The 15,082-nt window shown below is 50.9% G+C and carries 17 protein-coding genes; 6 read left to right on the top strand and 11 right to left on the bottom strand.

Features of this window, described 5'->3' with window-relative positions; genetic code table 11:
• Positions 1–64: 64 nt before the first annotated feature.
• Together HGT71_RS00245 and HGT71_RS00240 are read right to left on the bottom strand one after the other, a co-directional pair.
• A complete protein-coding gene (locus HGT71_RS00245; protein WP_214216027.1) occupies positions 65–682 on the bottom strand; it encodes a 2OG-Fe(II) oxygenase in 618 nt (205 codons plus the stop codon).
• A 70-nt stretch (positions 683–752) separates the two neighbouring features.
• Positions 753–2,240, bottom strand: a complete 1,488-nt coding sequence (locus HGT71_RS00240; RefSeq protein WP_214216026.1) for an NCS1 family nucleobase:cation symporter-1 — start codon at positions 2,238–2,240, stop codon at positions 753–755.
• A gap of 233 nt (positions 2,241–2,473) precedes the next feature.
• Between HGT71_RS00240 and HGT71_RS00235 the strand changes: the two genes are divergently transcribed.
• Positions 2,474–3,226, top strand: coding sequence for an aspartate/glutamate racemase family protein (locus HGT71_RS00235; RefSeq protein WP_214216025.1), 753 nt, complete (start codon positions 2,474–2,476; stop codon positions 3,224–3,226).
• Here HGT71_RS00235 and HGT71_RS00230 read toward each other — a convergent pair.
• Complete coding sequence (locus tag HGT71_RS00230; RefSeq protein ID WP_214216024.1) at positions 3,223–3,624, bottom strand: VOC family protein; 402 nt, start codon at positions 3,622–3,624, stop codon at positions 3,223–3,225. The genes HGT71_RS00235 and HGT71_RS00230 overlap by 4 nt on opposite strands.
• 140 nt (positions 3,625–3,764) lie before the next feature.
• On the opposite strand from HGT71_RS00230, the gene HGT71_RS00225 reads away from it, so the two are divergent.
• The 3 genes from HGT71_RS00225 to HGT71_RS00215 all read left to right on the top strand — a co-directional run bounded on the left by HGT71_RS00225 (position 3,765) and on the right by HGT71_RS00215 (position 7,746).
• Positions 3,765–4,265, top strand: a complete 501-nt coding sequence (locus HGT71_RS00225; protein ID WP_214216023.1) for a DinB family protein — start codon at positions 3,765–3,767, stop codon at positions 4,263–4,265.
• Positions 4,266–4,502: 237 nt separating this feature from the next.
• A complete protein-coding gene (locus HGT71_RS00220) occupies positions 4,503–6,467 on the top strand; it encodes an FUSC family protein (RefSeq protein ID WP_214216022.1) in 1,965 nt (654 codons plus the stop codon).
• Between the two features lie 130 nt (positions 6,468–6,597).
• Positions 6,598–7,746, top strand: a complete 1,149-nt coding sequence (locus tag HGT71_RS00215; RefSeq protein WP_214216021.1) for an iron-containing alcohol dehydrogenase — start codon at positions 6,598–6,600, stop codon at positions 7,744–7,746.
• A gap of 5 nt (positions 7,747–7,751) precedes the next feature.
• Here HGT71_RS00215 and HGT71_RS00210 read toward each other — a convergent pair whose 3' ends face one another.
• The 3 genes from HGT71_RS00210 to HGT71_RS00200 are packed head-to-tail and all read right to left on the bottom strand — an operon-like array spanning position 7,752 to position 10,992.
• On the bottom strand, positions 7,752–8,888 hold the full coding sequence (locus tag HGT71_RS00210) for an ABC transporter permease (protein ID WP_214216020.1): 1,137 nt from the start codon (positions 8,886–8,888) through the stop codon (positions 7,752–7,754).
• On the bottom strand, positions 8,885–10,039 hold the full coding sequence (locus tag HGT71_RS00205) for an ABC transporter permease (protein ID WP_214216019.1): 1,155 nt from the start codon (positions 10,037–10,039) through the stop codon (positions 8,885–8,887). The genes HGT71_RS00210 and HGT71_RS00205 overlap by 4 nt, the downstream gene beginning before the upstream one ends.
• On the bottom strand, positions 10,021–10,992 hold the full coding sequence (locus tag HGT71_RS00200) for an HlyD family secretion protein (protein WP_214216018.1): 972 nt from the start codon (positions 10,990–10,992) through the stop codon (positions 10,021–10,023). Before HGT71_RS00200 ends, HGT71_RS00205 begins: the two co-directional genes overlap by 19 nt.
• 291 nt (positions 10,993–11,283) lie before the next feature.
• Here HGT71_RS00200 and HGT71_RS00195 point away from each other — a divergent pair, with 291 nt between their 5' ends.
• Positions 11,284–11,469 (top strand): hypothetical protein, encoded by a 186-nt coding sequence (locus HGT71_RS00195; RefSeq protein ID WP_214216017.1) that lies wholly within the window; start codon positions 11,284–11,286, stop codon positions 11,467–11,469.
• Here HGT71_RS00195 and HGT71_RS00190 read toward each other — a convergent pair.
• The gene (locus HGT71_RS00190) at positions 11,444–12,166 is read right to left on the bottom strand and encodes an alpha/beta hydrolase (protein ID WP_214216016.1); all 723 of its coding nucleotides are present in this window, start codon (positions 12,164–12,166) and stop codon (positions 11,444–11,446) included. The genes HGT71_RS00195 and HGT71_RS00190 overlap by 26 nt on opposite strands.
• Positions 12,160–13,050 carry a LysO family transporter gene (locus HGT71_RS00185; RefSeq protein ID WP_214216015.1) on the bottom strand — a complete coding sequence of 297 codons (891 nt, stop codon included), beginning with the start codon at positions 13,048–13,050 and terminating at the stop codon, positions 12,160–12,162. Before HGT71_RS00185 ends, HGT71_RS00190 begins: the two co-directional genes overlap by 7 nt.
• Before the next feature lie 173 nt (positions 13,051–13,223).
• Here HGT71_RS00185 and HGT71_RS00180 point away from each other — a divergent pair, with 173 nt between their 5' ends.
• The gene (locus HGT71_RS00180; protein ID WP_214216014.1) at positions 13,224–13,628 is read left to right on the top strand and encodes a DUF2946 domain-containing protein; all 405 of its coding nucleotides are present in this window, start codon (positions 13,224–13,226) and stop codon (positions 13,626–13,628) included.
• A gap of 77 nt (positions 13,629–13,705) precedes the next feature.
• On the opposite strand, the gene HGT71_RS00175 is transcribed toward HGT71_RS00180, so the two are convergent.
• The 3 genes from HGT71_RS00175 to HGT71_RS00165 form a co-directional block, all read right to left on the bottom strand.
• Positions 13,706–13,846 carry a hypothetical protein gene (locus tag HGT71_RS00175; protein ID WP_214216013.1) on the bottom strand — a complete coding sequence of 47 codons (141 nt, stop codon included), beginning with the start codon at positions 13,844–13,846 and terminating at the stop codon, positions 13,706–13,708.
• Positions 13,847–14,468: 622 nt separating this feature from the next.
• Positions 14,469–14,774, bottom strand: coding sequence for a type II toxin-antitoxin system RelE/ParE family toxin (locus HGT71_RS00170; RefSeq protein WP_214216012.1), 306 nt, complete (start codon positions 14,772–14,774; stop codon positions 14,469–14,471).
• Positions 14,771–15,055: a damage-inducible protein J gene (locus HGT71_RS00165; protein ID WP_214216011.1), complete on the bottom strand. Its 285-nt coding sequence runs from the start codon at positions 15,053–15,055 to the stop codon at positions 14,771–14,773. Before HGT71_RS00165 ends, HGT71_RS00170 begins: the two co-directional genes overlap by 4 nt.
• Positions 15,056–15,082: the final 27 nt, after the last annotated feature.

Below are 15,082 nucleotides of genomic sequence, written 5' to 3'. Positions count from 1 at the left end.
GCAAGCCATTAGTATGGCATGCTGATCACATTTCTGAAAATTAAGTCGGAAATTTTGTCTAGGGCTAGCTGTAAAAGTAGTCTTGCCCTTGGTGGCGAACGAACCATCCGGTCAGTGCCATCCGCTCGACATGGGTCGGTAATACTTCGTGTAAGATTTGTTCTGATAGAAAACAGATCATACTGCCCGCCACGGGCTCGATAACTTTTTGACCTTCAGGAAGATGCAAACAGAGCTGACCGCCGTTTTCAGGCCGCCAGTTCTGATTGATATAGAATATCAGGGTGACGGCACGGCGCTTATCTTGAGCGAAACAGTCATAATGCGGCTTGTAAAACGCCCCTTGCGGATAGCGAGAGAAGTGCCCCTCAAATCCATTCAATCCCAAGTAGAATTCTCGGTTAAGCAGTTGTTGGATCTCATCGACCAGCGAGAGGTAGTACACCACGGCTGGCTCTGTTTCACGCGGTTCAATCCAACTAATACTGTCCGAGCGAATCGCTTCGTTGATAATATTCTTTATGCCTTGGCCAATCCCTGCTTGCAAGAAGGTCCGTTTATGACAGAGATCAGCTAAGGCTGTCACCCATTCGCCGGGAATAACATTTTGTTGGTAATACCAACCCTGCTCACACAACTGCTCAATCAATTCACTCGCGTTAACCATAATCGACTGCGACATCCACAACCTAAGGGATGCGCAGTATACCTTCAGTTTCGATTAGGCACTACGTGTCTGTCGCAAAGAATGATTATTCTTTACTGGTGACCAGCGTACTGGATAGCGTTGTGGAGTGAGGCGCTACGGCTTCACGTGGATGCAGCATAAAGTGCGCCGCCCCAGCAATGCCTACGCCAATAAACCAACTGAAATTGGCGACCGCGTGTAAACTTGGGATAAAGCTTATCACCAAGCCAATGACAACCGCAGGCACTAAGGCGGCAATGGCGCGGAGATTGACGCCACCTTGATACCAATAGCGCCCATTTTTAGAGGCATTGAACAGCTCATCGACCTCAATGTTACCGCGCTTGATCAGGTAGAAATCGCACAACAAAATCCCAAATAAGGGCCCGATAAAGGCACCTAATACATCTAAGCTATAGTGGATCAGTTCTGGCGATTGGAATAAATTCCAAGGCGTCAGTAACACTGAACCAACCGCGGCAATCATGCCCCCCATACGAAAGCTAATCTTTTGCGGGGCGCAGTTAGAGAAATCGAAGGCAGGCGAAACAAAGTTGGCAACGATATTGATCCCGACGGTTGCGGTAATCATCGTCAACAGCGCTAAGGCCATCACCAAGCCATTGCCAGTGTGGGCCACGGTCTCGATGGGGTTAGTGATCATCTGGCCATATAAACTCTTGGTGCCAGAAACGATAATCACTGTTATCACGGAGAATAATAAAAAGTTAAACGGCAGCCCCCAACGATTGCCCCGGCGAACCTCTTTCATGGATTTGCCATAACGCGCGAAATCACCGAAATTCAGTAACGGGCCAGAGAAATAGGAGACCACCAGCGATACCGCAGTGATCATCTGCCAGGTTTGTTGTGAGGTGCTCAGGGATTTTTCGGAGAGCGTCAGGGAAATTCCCTGCCACCCCGTTTGCGAGATAATCCAAATGGCCAGGGCAAGCATCACGATATAGACCGCAGGTCCGGCAATATCGATAAAGGCCTGAATGGTACGCATGCCCCGCCAGAACACCATGGCTTGTAAGCACCACATTACCGCAAAACAGATCCAACCCAGTGCAGATAAGCCGACAAAATGCGGCACAGTGAGCGGCGTAAGGCTTGGCCAAAACTTCAGTAACACCAATAGCAGTGCATTGGAGGCGAGCCAAGTTTGAATACCGTACCAAGCGAAAGCGATCAATCCGCGGATTACCGCCGGAATGTTGGCACCGAACACCCCGAAGGCCTGGCGACAGACCACGGCGTAAGGCACGCCAGTCAGTTGACTGGGTCGAGCAATTAAATTGGCGGCCACCTGTACAATACAGATCCCAACCAGTAGACAGAGCAGCACCTGCCACCCTGCTAAGCCCAAGGCAAAGAAGCTGGCCGCCACGACATAGCCACCCATGCTATGGATATCCGACATCCAGAACGAGAAAATATTGTACCAAGTCCAATGTGGATTACTGACCGGAGCCAGATCGTCATTGGTCAATTTTGGGCTATAACTGGCCGGGTAGGAGTGTGGTGTTGTCGAATCTTGCTGCGCCATAGTGCCATCCTCGTGAACGAAATCGAACTGATGACATTAGGCTGCAAATAACATACCAATTATCATTTCATTGAAACAATAATTTCATTGCCACTGACAGCGCCTGTTACCGCTTGATTCCAGCCCTGAGGTTGATATAAATAACCGCTTGGTGTAATTCTTAGAGATTCATTAGTGTGCAGTGACACTCTCATTGCACAGTGACTGTGCAACCCTTTTTCACTGGAGCCTTTATGCGCCGCCATCGTATTCAACTGATCAACCCTAACACCAGTCAGGCCATGACCGAGACTATGGCACACACCGCTCGCGCTATTGCAGGGTCGCGTGTCGAGATTGAGGCGGTATGCCCCAAAGAGGGCGTTCCGTCTATCGAGGGACATTTCGATGAAGCGGTCGCCACATTAGGAATTTTGCAGCAAATCAGAGAAGGCGAAGATCGCGGCGTCGATGGCCACATTATCGCTTGCTTCGGTGACCCAGGATTACTGGCGGCACGTGAACTGGCTAAAGGTCCGGTGCTGGGTATCGCCGAGGCCGCCATGCATGTCGCCAGCTTAGTCGCGACCCGTTTTTCGATTGTCACCACCCTGCCGCGTACGGTAATTATTGCTCGCCACCTGTTACACCGTTATGGCTTTCACGAACACTGTGCGGCCGTGCATGCTATCGATCTGCCGGTGCTAAGCCTAGAGGACGGGAGTGGCATGGCACAGCAGAAGGTCCGTGACTTCTGTTCAAACGTCAAACACCAAGATAATGTCGGTGCGATTATTCTTGGTTGTGGAGGGATGGCTGATCTGGCCGCCGAACTCAGTGAGACATTAGAGATGCCGGTGATTGATGGCGTCGGCGCAGCGGTCAGCTTAATGGAATCGCTATTAAATCTCGGCGTCACCACCAGTAAATGGGGGGATCTCGACTTTCCACGCAATAAGGGGATTACCGGCCCCTACGCAACCTGTTTAACCCGCCCATCCCCCTAAGACTGTTTTTGCGTGGCAGCAACCATCACAGGCGTTGCCGCCGCGTAATCGTTACAAGTCACTTCCAGCGGATTACCACTGAGGTCATGGAAATAAACTGACCAGGTTAACTGATGATCGACCACCCTATAGTCGAGGGTAAACTGTGCTAATCGTGCCAGCAGCGCGGGGATCTTCGTCGCCTGAATGGCGAACGCTATGGTATTTCCGGGAGTGACGGCAGAGCGCTGAAAAAGCGACAACGACGCCGCGCCACTGCGGATCACATAGGGGCCGCCCTCTGCGTACCAGTCAGCAAAGGCCTCATCGTGCTGGAAGCCCAACAATTGCTGGTACCACTGCGCCGCCGCAGGAAGATCTTCAACATAAACGTGTACGTGGTCTATCGCATGAAGCATCATTTTTCTCCTAAAAAAGAGAGCTTGCCGCAGGGCCTAGACGCTTGCAAGTTACTGCGCACGTCGGGACAAAATGCCCCTCGCTTTTTGTGATGGGTCGTTGAATAATCTAGCCTTCATCCCTTTAGGTGGAATCCCTTATGGCAAGCTTTAGTATTTCGACATTACTCGCCTTTAAACGCTGGGCCGATCAGCAAACCTTAGCTGCTATCGCCACAATCGATGACTCGCTGTACGCCGAACAGAAAAAAATAATGATCAGATTGATGAATCATATTTATGTTGTTGATACGATTTTCAAAGGTAATCTACAAGATATCGATCACGGTTATCGCGCGCTAAACACCGTCGAGACCCCGACAGTGACCGATTTGGCTCGCGACATGGCAGTATGCAGTGAGTGGTATCTCTCCTATGTCGAGCAGTGGTCTACCCCTACGCAATCCATCACCTTTAACTTTGTTGAGGGCGGACAGGGGTCGATGAGCGGCATAGAGATGGTCGAGCATATGTTGCACCATAGTAGCTATCACCGAGGTGCCGTAGGATGGCTGATCGCCCAAGCGGGAGGCATCCCCCCTAAAGATGTACTCACTGTCTTTCTGCGTGACCATGCCTCATTGCCTGAACTGTCGGTCTAAGGGTTCGTAGAAAGCACTAAGTTGGCTTTACGATAAAAAAAATAAATCGCCACAAAAAAATCCTGTTTTTTTGATGGCGATCAACCTTTCACTTTTTCACGAAAAGCGTAATATAGTTTTCACGCCAATTTGTGGAAACGCCACCATGTTTTCAACAGTCTAGTTACGCCCCCTAATGCAGCCTTGTCAGTAGGCATCACCCCTTTTTCTAAATTTTATTTTTAGATTATAAAAACAATGCATAACTCACTTTTTTACCGGCTTCGTTTTGCCTGTAAGACCACCTGTGCGCTGCTGTTGGCACTGGCGTTAAGTTTTATTCTGGAACTCGACACCCCTAAATGGTCAATGATGACGGTCGCCATTATCGCCGCCTCTCCTGCCTTTGCCAGTGGTGGCGAACCGATGAGCGGCGTATTACGCTTTCGCGGCTTCCTACGCTTAATTGGCACTGCAGTCGGCTGTATCGGCGGCGTGCTGATCATGACTTTTTTTAGCCGAGTCCCTCTATTATTACTGCTCGCCTGCTGTGCCTGGGCGGGATTTTTCTCGTGGCTATTTACCGTCGTGAAACAAGAGATCAGTTACGCTTTTGGCTTAGCCGGGTACTCGGTCTTTATCATCTTAGTGACGGCTTGGCAGACCCCACACGACGTGCTGCAAATTGCGCTCTATCGCTTCTTTGAAATTACCTTGGGTCTGCTCTGCCTGATATTCTCTGATTTACTGTTCCTGCCCCGTTCAGTAAAACGTACCATCGATCAACGGGTTGCGGAGTTACCCCATAGCTGCTATCAACTTTTGTCCCACTGCTTCACCAGTGACGAAACACAGCACGTCGAAGACCTGTTCCGCGCTCACCTGACTCAAGCGAAAGCACTGCAAGCCATGCGCCAGACCTTACGCATGGAATCCTCACATTACTCCGTTATGCTGCATCGTCGTCTAAAGGGGATTAATGGGATCCTCTTTCATCTTCTGACCTTGACCTACGAGACACAGCAATATTTCCAGCAACGCCCGGATAAACGATACAGCCATTGGTACTTTTTATTTCAAGATGAGTGCCAGACCCCAGAACAGTTAAATCAAAAATTACATCAATTTACCCACCTTATTCATCAATTGCCCGCGGCACAAACGCCTTATGCACTCAGTGCTTGGCTTAAAGCGATGAAAGAGATGCGGATTTTATTGCGCGGCCTGCATTCGCACCAACCGTTGCACCAGATCGAAAAAGAGATTATCGCGCGTTACACCTTAACTACCGCACGCACCGCGCAACGCAAACATGCCTTTATCAACGCTATGCGAACCTTTGTCACGACCGCTGTCGGCTGTGCACTGTGGTTGGTGATGGACCCTACCGCTATAAGTGGCTTTTTAATTATCGCCAGTATCGTCACCACGTTAGCAATGCGCGCGGAGAGCCCTAAAGCGTTAGGCCTCGATTTTATTTATGGCATGATTTATATCATCCCAATCAGTATGCTGTTTTACTTACTGATCCTGCCGGCAACCCAACAGAGTTTCGCCTTACTTCTGATTGCCTTAGGCATCTTAGTCTTTATTCTCTCCTTAGCGGTGCAATACAAAATTTTAGGGAGCGGTGCATCGTTGATGTTTATTTTCAATCTGATCCCGATTACCAACCCTGAAACCTTTAATTTTAGCCATACCTTAGAAAGCGGGCTTGGTCAGATCCTCGGGGCAATTATCTCGATGGTAATTATTGCGATTATCCCTGACTTGCATAAAACCTATCTCGCCAATGCGCTAATCCGGAATATATTGGTGACCGCGTTACAGACGTTAACCACCAACCCACAGCGCCGTAAGAAAAACCGACTCAGCGCACTTTACGATCAACTGCTGTCATTGATTACGTTGGACAGTCGCTCGCTTCATCGTTATCAATTAGCGATTAATCTGATCATTATTTACCGGCGGATTAATGCAATTACCATCTATAACTTTCCGGGCTTAGCCGAGTTTCACCAAGAGATCCGTGACTGCGCGACATTGCTCGCCACCAGTAAATTGGCCTTACAACGTGAGCGCGCGTTCGAACAGTTACAGTCACTATTACAGCGGTATCACGCGCAGATCCTGCCGCTGCCGACCCCGGAAAAGCTGAGCCTGGTGGTTGAAGATTTACAGCGGTTACTTGAACAGCATAGGGCGCCGTTAATCGCCGGGTAGTCGTGACAGGGTTAGCGGCCATTCTGAGAATTCTCCCGCTAGCGATAGACAGGGCTTAGGGTGTAGCATCATTGCCTACACCCTTTAGCCGGTCAGACGCTAGAGTAGAGCAAAAATAGGGAGCCTTGCTATGTCATCCATTACAGCATTATGCAGTAACCAACAGACACTCAGTGGCGCTGGATCGCTTCAGGAATTGCCAGCGCTTTTAGCTCACACCCCGGGGGAGGCCCTACTGTTTGCATCACCTTCTTTTCTGAAAGGGCCCCACTGGTCTGATCTATCAACCAGCCTCGATTCGCACTTGGTCGGGATTGTGGAGGTCACAGAAGAAGCCTCGCCGCAGCAGCTTGATGCGTGGGTCGCCACCTGGCGAGGCCGCTGCCGTACGGTTATCGCCATCGGCGGCGGGAGCACTCTCGATGCCGGTAAAGCCTTCAGTACCCTCGCTTGCCATCCGCTGCCTACTCAGCGTTACCTTGAAAAAGTGGGTGATACTCCCCTTAGCGGTGACCGTTTAGCCTTAATCGCCATCCCGACGACCGCCGGGACCGGTAGCGAAGTCACCCAAAATGCGGTGGTCACGGATACCCAAATATTAAAAACCAAAGCATCGTTACGCCATCCCCACTTAGTGCCGGATTATGCCATCTTAGATGCAAGGCTGATGAAGGGAACACCTGCTCACATCCTGGCACAGTGCGGCATCGATGCTTTTACCCATCTTTTCGAGGCTTATCTTTCTCGTAGCGCTTCGCCGTTAATTCACGCGCTAAGCACTACCGGATTGGCGCTGTTTGTTGAGGCTTGGCCGAATTTAGCCTTGGATGATGAAGTGGGCGAAGTGGCACGGGAGAAGATGTTAAATGCGTCGTGGCTGGGGGGACTCTGCTTAGCAAGCGCCGGGGTCTGCGTAATCCATGGCATCGCGGGTGAGATAGGTGCCTATAAAAGTTGGCATCATGGTAAGGTTTGTGGCCAATTACTATTGCCCTTTTTCGATCTGCTTGCCGACAGCGATAATGACCCACAACAGCAGCTATTGCATAGCCTTAACCATCGACTTTTTCCCCTCGCGCAGCAACAGTTTCCGGCGCAGCATTTAAAGTTATGGATAATGGATAATGCCTGTAGTCCGTTTTGGCAAAGCGACTTCACCCTGAGCGCTGACGAGGTCACCGCGCTGGCTCAGCGCTCGACAAATAAAAATTCATTAGTGGATTACAATGCCACCCAACGGGCCACGCTGATCACTCAAGCCTGGCAAACCGCTAGGTAGTCTTGTTAATGCTGGCTTCCGCGATGGAGCAGTCGACTAATAAGGCGTCTGTCGCGGAGGAAGGTCAGCACAAAGCTGGCAATACTGTATAGGGCAAATAGCAGCAGTAACATACAGATATCGGGTAAGGCTTCGCGTAACGATAATCCCATCTGGTTCACCCCAGCAATCGCTTTAATGGCCCAGGTTGATGGGAACATACTAGAAATCAACCTGACCGGGCTCGGCATGGCTTGTAGCGGCCAAATAGTACCCGAAATATAGAAAACCGGCGTGGTGATAAACGACAGGGTCAGATAGATCATCTCGACACGACGAATACACTCTGTCAATAATCGCCCCAGTCCCAGTACCGCAAGAAGGAAGGGGAAGGTCAGCAGTAAAATTTCTGGAATAGAAGCCGCCTGTTTATACCCCAGAACCCACGGCCACAGTGCGAACAGCACGATCGATAAGAATAACCAGATCGGGATTAGCGCCGAGAGTGCGCCTAAGACAACAGGAAGCTTAGGCCGCCCTTTTGTACTCATCATTAAGCAGACCCTGACGCTCGCAATCAATAAGGAGTGCTGCAGTAACATCACCAACAGGCCGGGGAAGATAATCGCGGCGAAACTGATCCCTGGGTTAAACAAGGGTAAGGTCAGGCCGGTCATCGGCGTGAGAACAACATTTGCTTCAGCCTGGGTGAATTGATGCTTCATCATCAATTCGACTTCATACTGATTAAGCATCTGTTGATACGCTGCCACGACATTTTGCTGAATTTGACCATTTGGTAAGCGGTTCGTCGCATCCCCGAAAACAGGAATCGATACGCTGACCCCGGATAACATCTTCTTTTCGAAATCGACAGGAATTTCCACCACCGCAAACAGTTTACGGTAGCCCATATCTCGCTGTGCTTGCGCGAGCTGATCGTAGGTCACCACATTTAATTTCGGGCTAGCATCGAGGTTTCGCGTCAGAAGATGACTCGCCGAGCTGTGGTCAAGGTCGACCACTGCTACCGGCATTTCCCAGACTGTCCCCTTGGCATACACCATACTGATAATACACAGTGAGAGCAGCAGCATCGCCCACATCGGTTTTTCCAGCATCCCTGCCAGTACCTTCTTAAAGGTCGCCCAATAACTGCTCATACCATTGCCTCTTGATCCCGTAACCGCTTAGGTAATCGACGGAACACCAGTAGTCCGACCACAATCGGGTAGACCGCCAGTAGAGCGCACACCCCGATCACCGGTTTGGCCGGGACTTTACGGATGAACAGATCAAACATCGCATAAAGGGCGTGAGTCAGGGGTTCCATATTGGCAATAAACTGTGCTGGCAGCGGCATGGATAACTCAGGCATCCCTAATCCTGAAAACGCCAAGGCGATGGTCACAAAAATCGCCATAAGGGTGTAGGCGCTGATGGCGGTTCGCGTAAAGGTAAACAACATCAGCCCCAGGCTTTGCGCCGCCATGATATAGAAGAAGGCAACAAAGAACATATAGTACGGGTCCCCCACAAAGCGTGCAGAGAACACCCAGACAAGCAGCGCAATTTCCCCCATCAGGATGGTGGTATAGACCAGCGTATAAGGGGCAAGTTTACCCAACAACGCCCAGCCAAAGCGGTCGACGTAGATAAGCGATTTGCTGCGCGACAGCACGTAAATCATGCTGGTCACCACAAACAGCTGAATAAGGTGGATGGTGGCGGCAAACTGTTGATAATAAATATAGCTACCGCTGGCATTAAATAAGCTGCGATAGACCAAGGAGACCGAAGGCAACGATGGGGCTGTCTTGCCTACTTTGGCTTCGACTGCGCTACGGTATTCGCTGTTAATCGCCGTCACTAGGCCAGAAAAGTCTTGGGTCGAGTATAAGCCTGCGCCGTAATAGAGGGCATTATAGTAGAAGGCGACTTTAGGTTGTTTCGCCGCTAGCAAATGTTTTTCAAAATCCGGCGGAATATAGACCAGGCCATAATCTTGCGCCGTGCGCATCTTATGTAAGGCTTCATCTAGCCCCCCTTCCCACTCGGTCAGTTTTGCATGCGGGCTGGCATCCAGTTTACGGATCAATTCACGCGAAAGTTGGCTATGGTCGTTATCGACCACCGCCACCGGTAAATCCATCAAGGTCCCTTCCGAAAAGTTGCTGCTTAGTAGCCAGAAAAGCAACAGCGGAAAGCACCAAGTCAACCAATGGATCGCCGGTTTGCGAGAACTGATTCGAATCTCTTTATTGAAGGCTCGGCGAAAGGCGCGCAAGCCTTTTTTTAACGTTTCCACTGCCATAGCGCGCTCATTCCCTGACGTAAACCATTAACGGGTTGGGTGGGCCATAGGCGCACTTCGAAGGTTTTGAGATCGAAATCACCGGTGGCCCGGGTCGCGCTCTTGGTCGAAAAATCACCTAACGGAGCAATATAATGGACACGTGCTTCAATGAGTTGGTTATTTAACGCGGGCACCCGCAGTCGGATCACATCCCCCTTGCGTACATGGGCAAGAATATCTTCACGTAAGTTAAAGACAAAATAGGCTTGGGGTAGACGCACCAAGGTGACAAGAGGACTTGATGCACTCAATAAATCACCCACTTCGGCCGGAATCGGGCCAACCTCGCCATCCACCGGTGCTTTCACGTTAAGGTCATCGGTCTGAACTTTAATCTCGGCTAATTGCTGTTCAGCTTGTTGTAATTGCGCGCTATAAACATCGCGTTGCTCCCAGCGGTCGCCGTGCTTAGCTTCATCTAAATTCGCTTGCGCGCTTTGCATACTGTGTAAGGCGGTATCACGAGAGTTACGGGCATTATCTAAGTCTAAAGCGGAGATATAACCTTTCGCTGCCACACTTTGATTACGACGATAAGTCGCTTCGGCAGTTTGGTAATCCGCTTTCGCCCCGGCAAGCGTGGCCGTCAGCTGACGAATACTCTCTTCCCGCGTGCCGTTTTGTGACATCTCTAAAGTAAATTTAGCTTGATCGCGCGCCGCTTCGGCTGCTTTCAACTGGGCGATTAATTCAGGCGCATCTAAACGTATAATCACCTGCCCCGCTTTGACATCGTCACCGCGCTCAATCAAGCGCTCCACGACGCGACCTTTAGCTTTAGACGCGACGATCACTTCCGGTGCATCGACTTCGCCTTGTAACAGTAAATCTTGATTTTGGACTCTAAAAAAAATTGCCAGTGAGACAATGGCGATCATCACTAAAACAGTAAAAATTATTTTTTTACTCATCAACCTACTCCAGAATTAATCAGCGGGGCACTGATTTCCCTCTTATATTGTTATAAGCGTAATGTACTCATTAAGAAAATGCACTGCACGCGCTATTAAATCTTATCAAACGGCATACTATAGTCGATTTATAGCCAGCCGATTTTGATTAAGAAAGGGTTTCAATCATCGAAAGGCGCGTTAAAACTGTGAGATTGCGCAAAGTTTTACCCATCACAGTAATTATCTAAACCAATTTTATTTTAGCGCGGCTGCCCTCTACACTGATTTTGTCAACGAGAGGAGCTTACTATGTTTTCAACACACCGTTTTACGGCAAAAGAATTAGCACTTGCTTACGCGGCGCAGCAGCAACAAAACGCTACGCCCGCACAATTTTTGGTTGCGGTTGAAAAACTCGAGGTTGAGTTCGCACGCCTTCTTAAGGCACCGCGCAGTAATGAAAAGGCCTCTACGACGATGGTTTTTGAAGGCTAAGACCGGCAGCCCACTGCTTGAAGTCTGTCAGCTCTTGCGGGTTAATGCCGTGGCCGAGATCCGCATAACGATGAAAGCTCAACGCATAACCCCGTTGCTGGGCGAGCGCGACAGCCTGCTCATCCAAGGCCAGCGCGATACGCTGATCATTTTGTCCGTGTCCGACAAACAATTGCGGTAAATTTCGCCTGTTCTGCTGGGGGGTGGGGCTTCCCACCGACTCTGGCAGCCTTCCACTGAAAATAGCCGCCGCGCCAATCGAATGTGGCGCGTTCAAAACGATACTCCAACTCATTACCGCCCCTTGACTAAAGCCAGCAAGCAGCGTGCGGTTCGGCGGGATGGATAACTGCTGCTGGAACTGCGACACGCGCGTAAGTATCTGTTGGCGGGCCGCAGTGATATCTGCCTGCGCGCTGGTACCGTTTCGATACCAAGCAAAGCGATGTGCCCCTAGGGTAATGGGGGCTTGCAAGCTCAAAACGGCATAGTCTTGCGCGACATAGTCGGCCAGCGGCAGTAAATCTTGTTCGTTACTGCCATAACCGTGTAACAACACCAGCAGCCGCTGAGGCGATTGCCCAGACGGCGGCGCGAGCAATATCCCTTCCAAGGCAGCCTCTGCCGAGAACGTCACCCAGCACAGCAACATGGCCACAACCGCTAGGGTGAACTTTAGTAATCGGCGCGTTAACATAGGGCCACCGTCAAGGAGATAAGAAAGGGGGCGGCCAGCGTCAATAACAAGCCACTGAAAATGGCATAGGGAATATAGTAGGCATCACAATTTTGCTTAATAAAAGGCAGTGCGGAGTCCATTGCTGCGGCACCGCTTAACCCGACCGCAGCAAGAGGCTGACGACGGCCCAGAAAGTAGAGGAAGACGATGCTTAAAAGTTCGCGCAAAAAGTCGGTCATAAAGGCGATAGCCCCCATCTGTGCACCGGCAAGTTGATGGATCATCGGACCTGATAGCGAGAACCAGCCTAAGCCACTGCCTAACATCAGTGATTGCTGCCAGCTAAAGGACGTTAGTAGGCTGAATACCCCTGCAGCGAGGATATAACCAAGGATCGCCGCCACCGGTACGCTGGCACATTGGCGGGTCACCCGACCAAAACGAAAGCCAACCAGATCAACCCCTACACAAAATAGCATGACATAGAGCACACTATTACTCGAGAGCCCCAGACTATTCAGGCTGAAATGGGTGTAATAGCTGAGCGTAACGCCCGCGATAAACGCCACTATTGCCTTCAGGCAGCCACTAAAAGCCGATAATAGCGAGGGTAATGGGCTGTCATGATGAATGGCGGCGGGCTTGCGTATCAGTAATGCGCCGGTGAATAGCGTGATCAGTCCCGAGAGCAACAGCGCGTGCAGGATGATGGCACTGCCCATTTCACCATGGGTCAGCACTTGCGCAAAATCCATTCCCATACTGAATAACAATAGGAGGACGATAATACCTAAGGATTTGACCACCTTGTGGCGGAGTGTTAACGAACACTGGGACCCCACTAGCCAGCCTAAGGCTAGGGTCGCGAATAAAGTGATTATCGCGGTTAATGCATGTTGCATAGTCAGCTATTTCTTTATCGTTGGCAGGTAATTGGAGGCCAATACCCTACCATTAATCGATACGGTTTGGGCATAAATAATGCACTATAAAAACTGAGGTTTTTATAGGCCCTCAATCACTTTTGCGATAAGATAGCGCCGCACTCTAGATAGGGAATTGGGAATTCAGCATTTTGCATCACTTCGCAAAATTTTACCGTGTGGCCGCACAGTTAGCGATTTTTTCAATTGCTATGCTGTTTATCGCCCCCATTATCTCGAAGAACCTTCAGGCAGCCCCCCATATCGCTTCTACTATGCCTTCGATGGCAGCTATGACCGCCCCTCATGATCAATGCGCGATGATGTCGCCTTCAACGTCTTCTCAAACACCGGCTTTCGATCGGAAAATGCTCGACGAGATGGCCTGTGGCTATTGCCAATTACTGGCGCACTTCCCCTTTCTGCAGTGGATAATTCTGCTCGCGCTGGTCATTGTTTACTGCCCGCTTCAGACTCTAGCGCTTCCGCCGCTTACCACACGGCCCTTAACGGGCTATTGGTCATCAAGCCAAGCACGCGCACCACCTTCCTTATAGAACGTTAGGTTACCCAACAACTCTTTCCGACGTTCACTTAGCCAGCATACACCATTTTTCCCTGTGCTTTCCGTGAGTTACAACCCATTTTTCCTGCTGCGGTTATCGAGCCAACTTTTTTTGCCCCGACGCGCTTTTTCAGCCCCAGACACGCTACCGCCCTGCCCTGGCATCACGCCTGCACTCGGCCATTTTAACAGCACTGATGTCGCTGCCATTATTCGTTTTTAGCCGCAACCCGTGGGCACGGCTCAGCTTGCCTGAGCAGAGAACGCGGGTTCTGCCCGTGCGGGCGGCATAGAGCCCGCTAGCGCCCTTCGGCGCTCTGAGGCACTCTGCCTAACCGGGCGTTGAGTGTGCATGACCACGCCACACTGGGGCGGGGGCGAAGACTGGCGAGGCGGGAACGAGCAAGGAGGCACGACTGCGAGCCGCCGCAGGCAGACGCAGCGGGCGGGCATAACGCCCTTAAGTGGAGGCCGAAGGCCGACCTGCCTTATGGCTGTTGGCTGAACACGATGAAGGGATAGCAAGCCGCCAAGGACGGCGGCCGCACCCAAGGTACAACGCGGGGGCGCAAGACATAATGTGTATTATGCGCATACGAGCGTACTACCGGGTTACTGTGGAGTGTGGCGCTGAGCGCGAGAGTGCGCATAATACCCGCACATTATGTTGAATGGCCGAACAGCGGCCACACCTTAACGGGCATATTGCAGATGACTTACGCCGCTGGGCGGCCATTTACCCCCGCGCACTCGGTAGGTGATGGCGGCAGGAAGCGGCAAGGACGCCGCGCTCTGCCGGGCACGGGACAGACCCAGCTTACAGAAGGTACCGCTAACTTCTGTTGTAACGGCCTGCTATTTTGCGGGATGTATGCAGCACACGCAGGATACGAACCACGGTTTCTTCTGCAACATAGATGATGATGAACGGGAAGCGGGGAACAACCAGCTTACGCTGTTTCGCAGTTTTCCCGGCCTTAACGCCTGCCTGCGGGTTTTCCCTGAGGATATTAACCATGCTGACAAGCCTGTCATCTGCCGAGCTGGCTACCGACAGCCCGGCTTCCTGATACAGATAACGGAAGATCGCTTCTCTGTCTGCCTTTGCCTGGATCTCCCACTGAACGTCTGATGTCACAGCTTACCTCGCGCAGCCTGCGCTTTCAGTTCAGCCATGTGGCTGTTCATTTCATCATCGCTGATGAACTGGCTTTCACTTTCATCATAGCGACTGAACGCCTGCGTTATCTGCTGTTCCAGCCAGACATCGTACTCACTATCCTGATACTGCCGTTCTTCTGCTGCAAGTTCTTCGGCTCGCTGGCGCATGAGTTCAGTTAGACTCATCTTCTGACGTTCTGCTGCCTGCATCGCTAGGCGCTTCGTTTCATCGTCTATTCTGAAGTGGATTGTGCTCATCCTACACTCCTTTCTATGGTGTCGTTC

The organism is Rosenbergiella epipactidis, assembly GCF_018494055.1.
Lineage (GTDB): Bacteria > Pseudomonadota > Gammaproteobacteria > Enterobacterales > Enterobacteriaceae > Rosenbergiella > Rosenbergiella epipactidis.
Note: the sequence above shows the minus strand (reverse complement) of the source record. Positions and strands in the feature narration are given on the sequence as shown.

Excerpts from the sequence above, each read along its gene's own strand:
- HGT71_RS00245 (WP_214216027.1), bottom strand. The coding sequence starts at position 682 with ATGTCGCAGTCGATTATGGTTAACGCGAGTGAATTGATTGAGCAGTTG.
- HGT71_RS00240 (WP_214216026.1), bottom strand. The coding sequence starts at position 2,240 with ATGGCGCAGCAAGATTCGACAACACCACACTCCTACCCGGCCAGTTAT.
- HGT71_RS00235 (WP_214216025.1), top strand. The coding sequence starts at position 2,474 with ATGCGCCGCCATCGTATTCAACTGATCAACCCTAACACCAGTCAGGCC.
- HGT71_RS00230 (WP_214216024.1), bottom strand. The coding sequence starts at position 3,624 with ATGCTTCATGCGATAGACCACGTACACGTTTATGTTGAAGATCTTCCT.
- HGT71_RS00225 (WP_214216023.1), top strand. The coding sequence starts at position 3,765 with ATGGCAAGCTTTAGTATTTCGACATTACTCGCCTTTAAACGCTGGGCC.
- HGT71_RS00220 (WP_214216022.1), top strand. The coding sequence starts at position 4,503 with ATGCATAACTCACTTTTTTACCGGCTTCGTTTTGCCTGTAAGACCACC.
- HGT71_RS00215 (WP_214216021.1), top strand. The coding sequence starts at position 6,598 with ATGTCATCCATTACAGCATTATGCAGTAACCAACAGACACTCAGTGGC.
- HGT71_RS00210 (WP_214216020.1), bottom strand. The coding sequence starts at position 8,888 with ATGAGCAGTTATTGGGCGACCTTTAAGAAGGTACTGGCAGGGATGCTG.
- HGT71_RS00205 (WP_214216019.1), bottom strand. The coding sequence starts at position 10,039 with ATGGCAGTGGAAACGTTAAAAAAAGGCTTGCGCGCCTTTCGCCGAGCC.
- HGT71_RS00200 (WP_214216018.1), bottom strand. The coding sequence starts at position 10,992 with ATGAGTAAAAAAATAATTTTTACTGTTTTAGTGATGATCGCCATTGTC.
- HGT71_RS00195 (WP_214216017.1), top strand. The coding sequence starts at position 11,284 with ATGTTTTCAACACACCGTTTTACGGCAAAAGAATTAGCACTTGCTTAC.
- HGT71_RS00190 (WP_214216016.1), bottom strand. The coding sequence starts at position 12,166 with ATGTTAACGCGCCGATTACTAAAGTTCACCCTAGCGGTTGTGGCCATG.
- HGT71_RS00185 (WP_214216015.1), bottom strand. The coding sequence starts at position 13,050 with ATGCAACATGCATTAACCGCGATAATCACTTTATTCGCGACCCTAGCC.
- HGT71_RS00175 (WP_214216013.1), bottom strand. The coding sequence starts at position 13,846 with ATGGCAGCGACATCAGTGCTGTTAAAATGGCCGAGTGCAGGCGTGATG.
- HGT71_RS00165 (WP_214216011.1), bottom strand. The coding sequence starts at position 15,055 with ATGAGCACAATCCACTTCAGAATAGACGATGAAACGAAGCGCCTAGCG.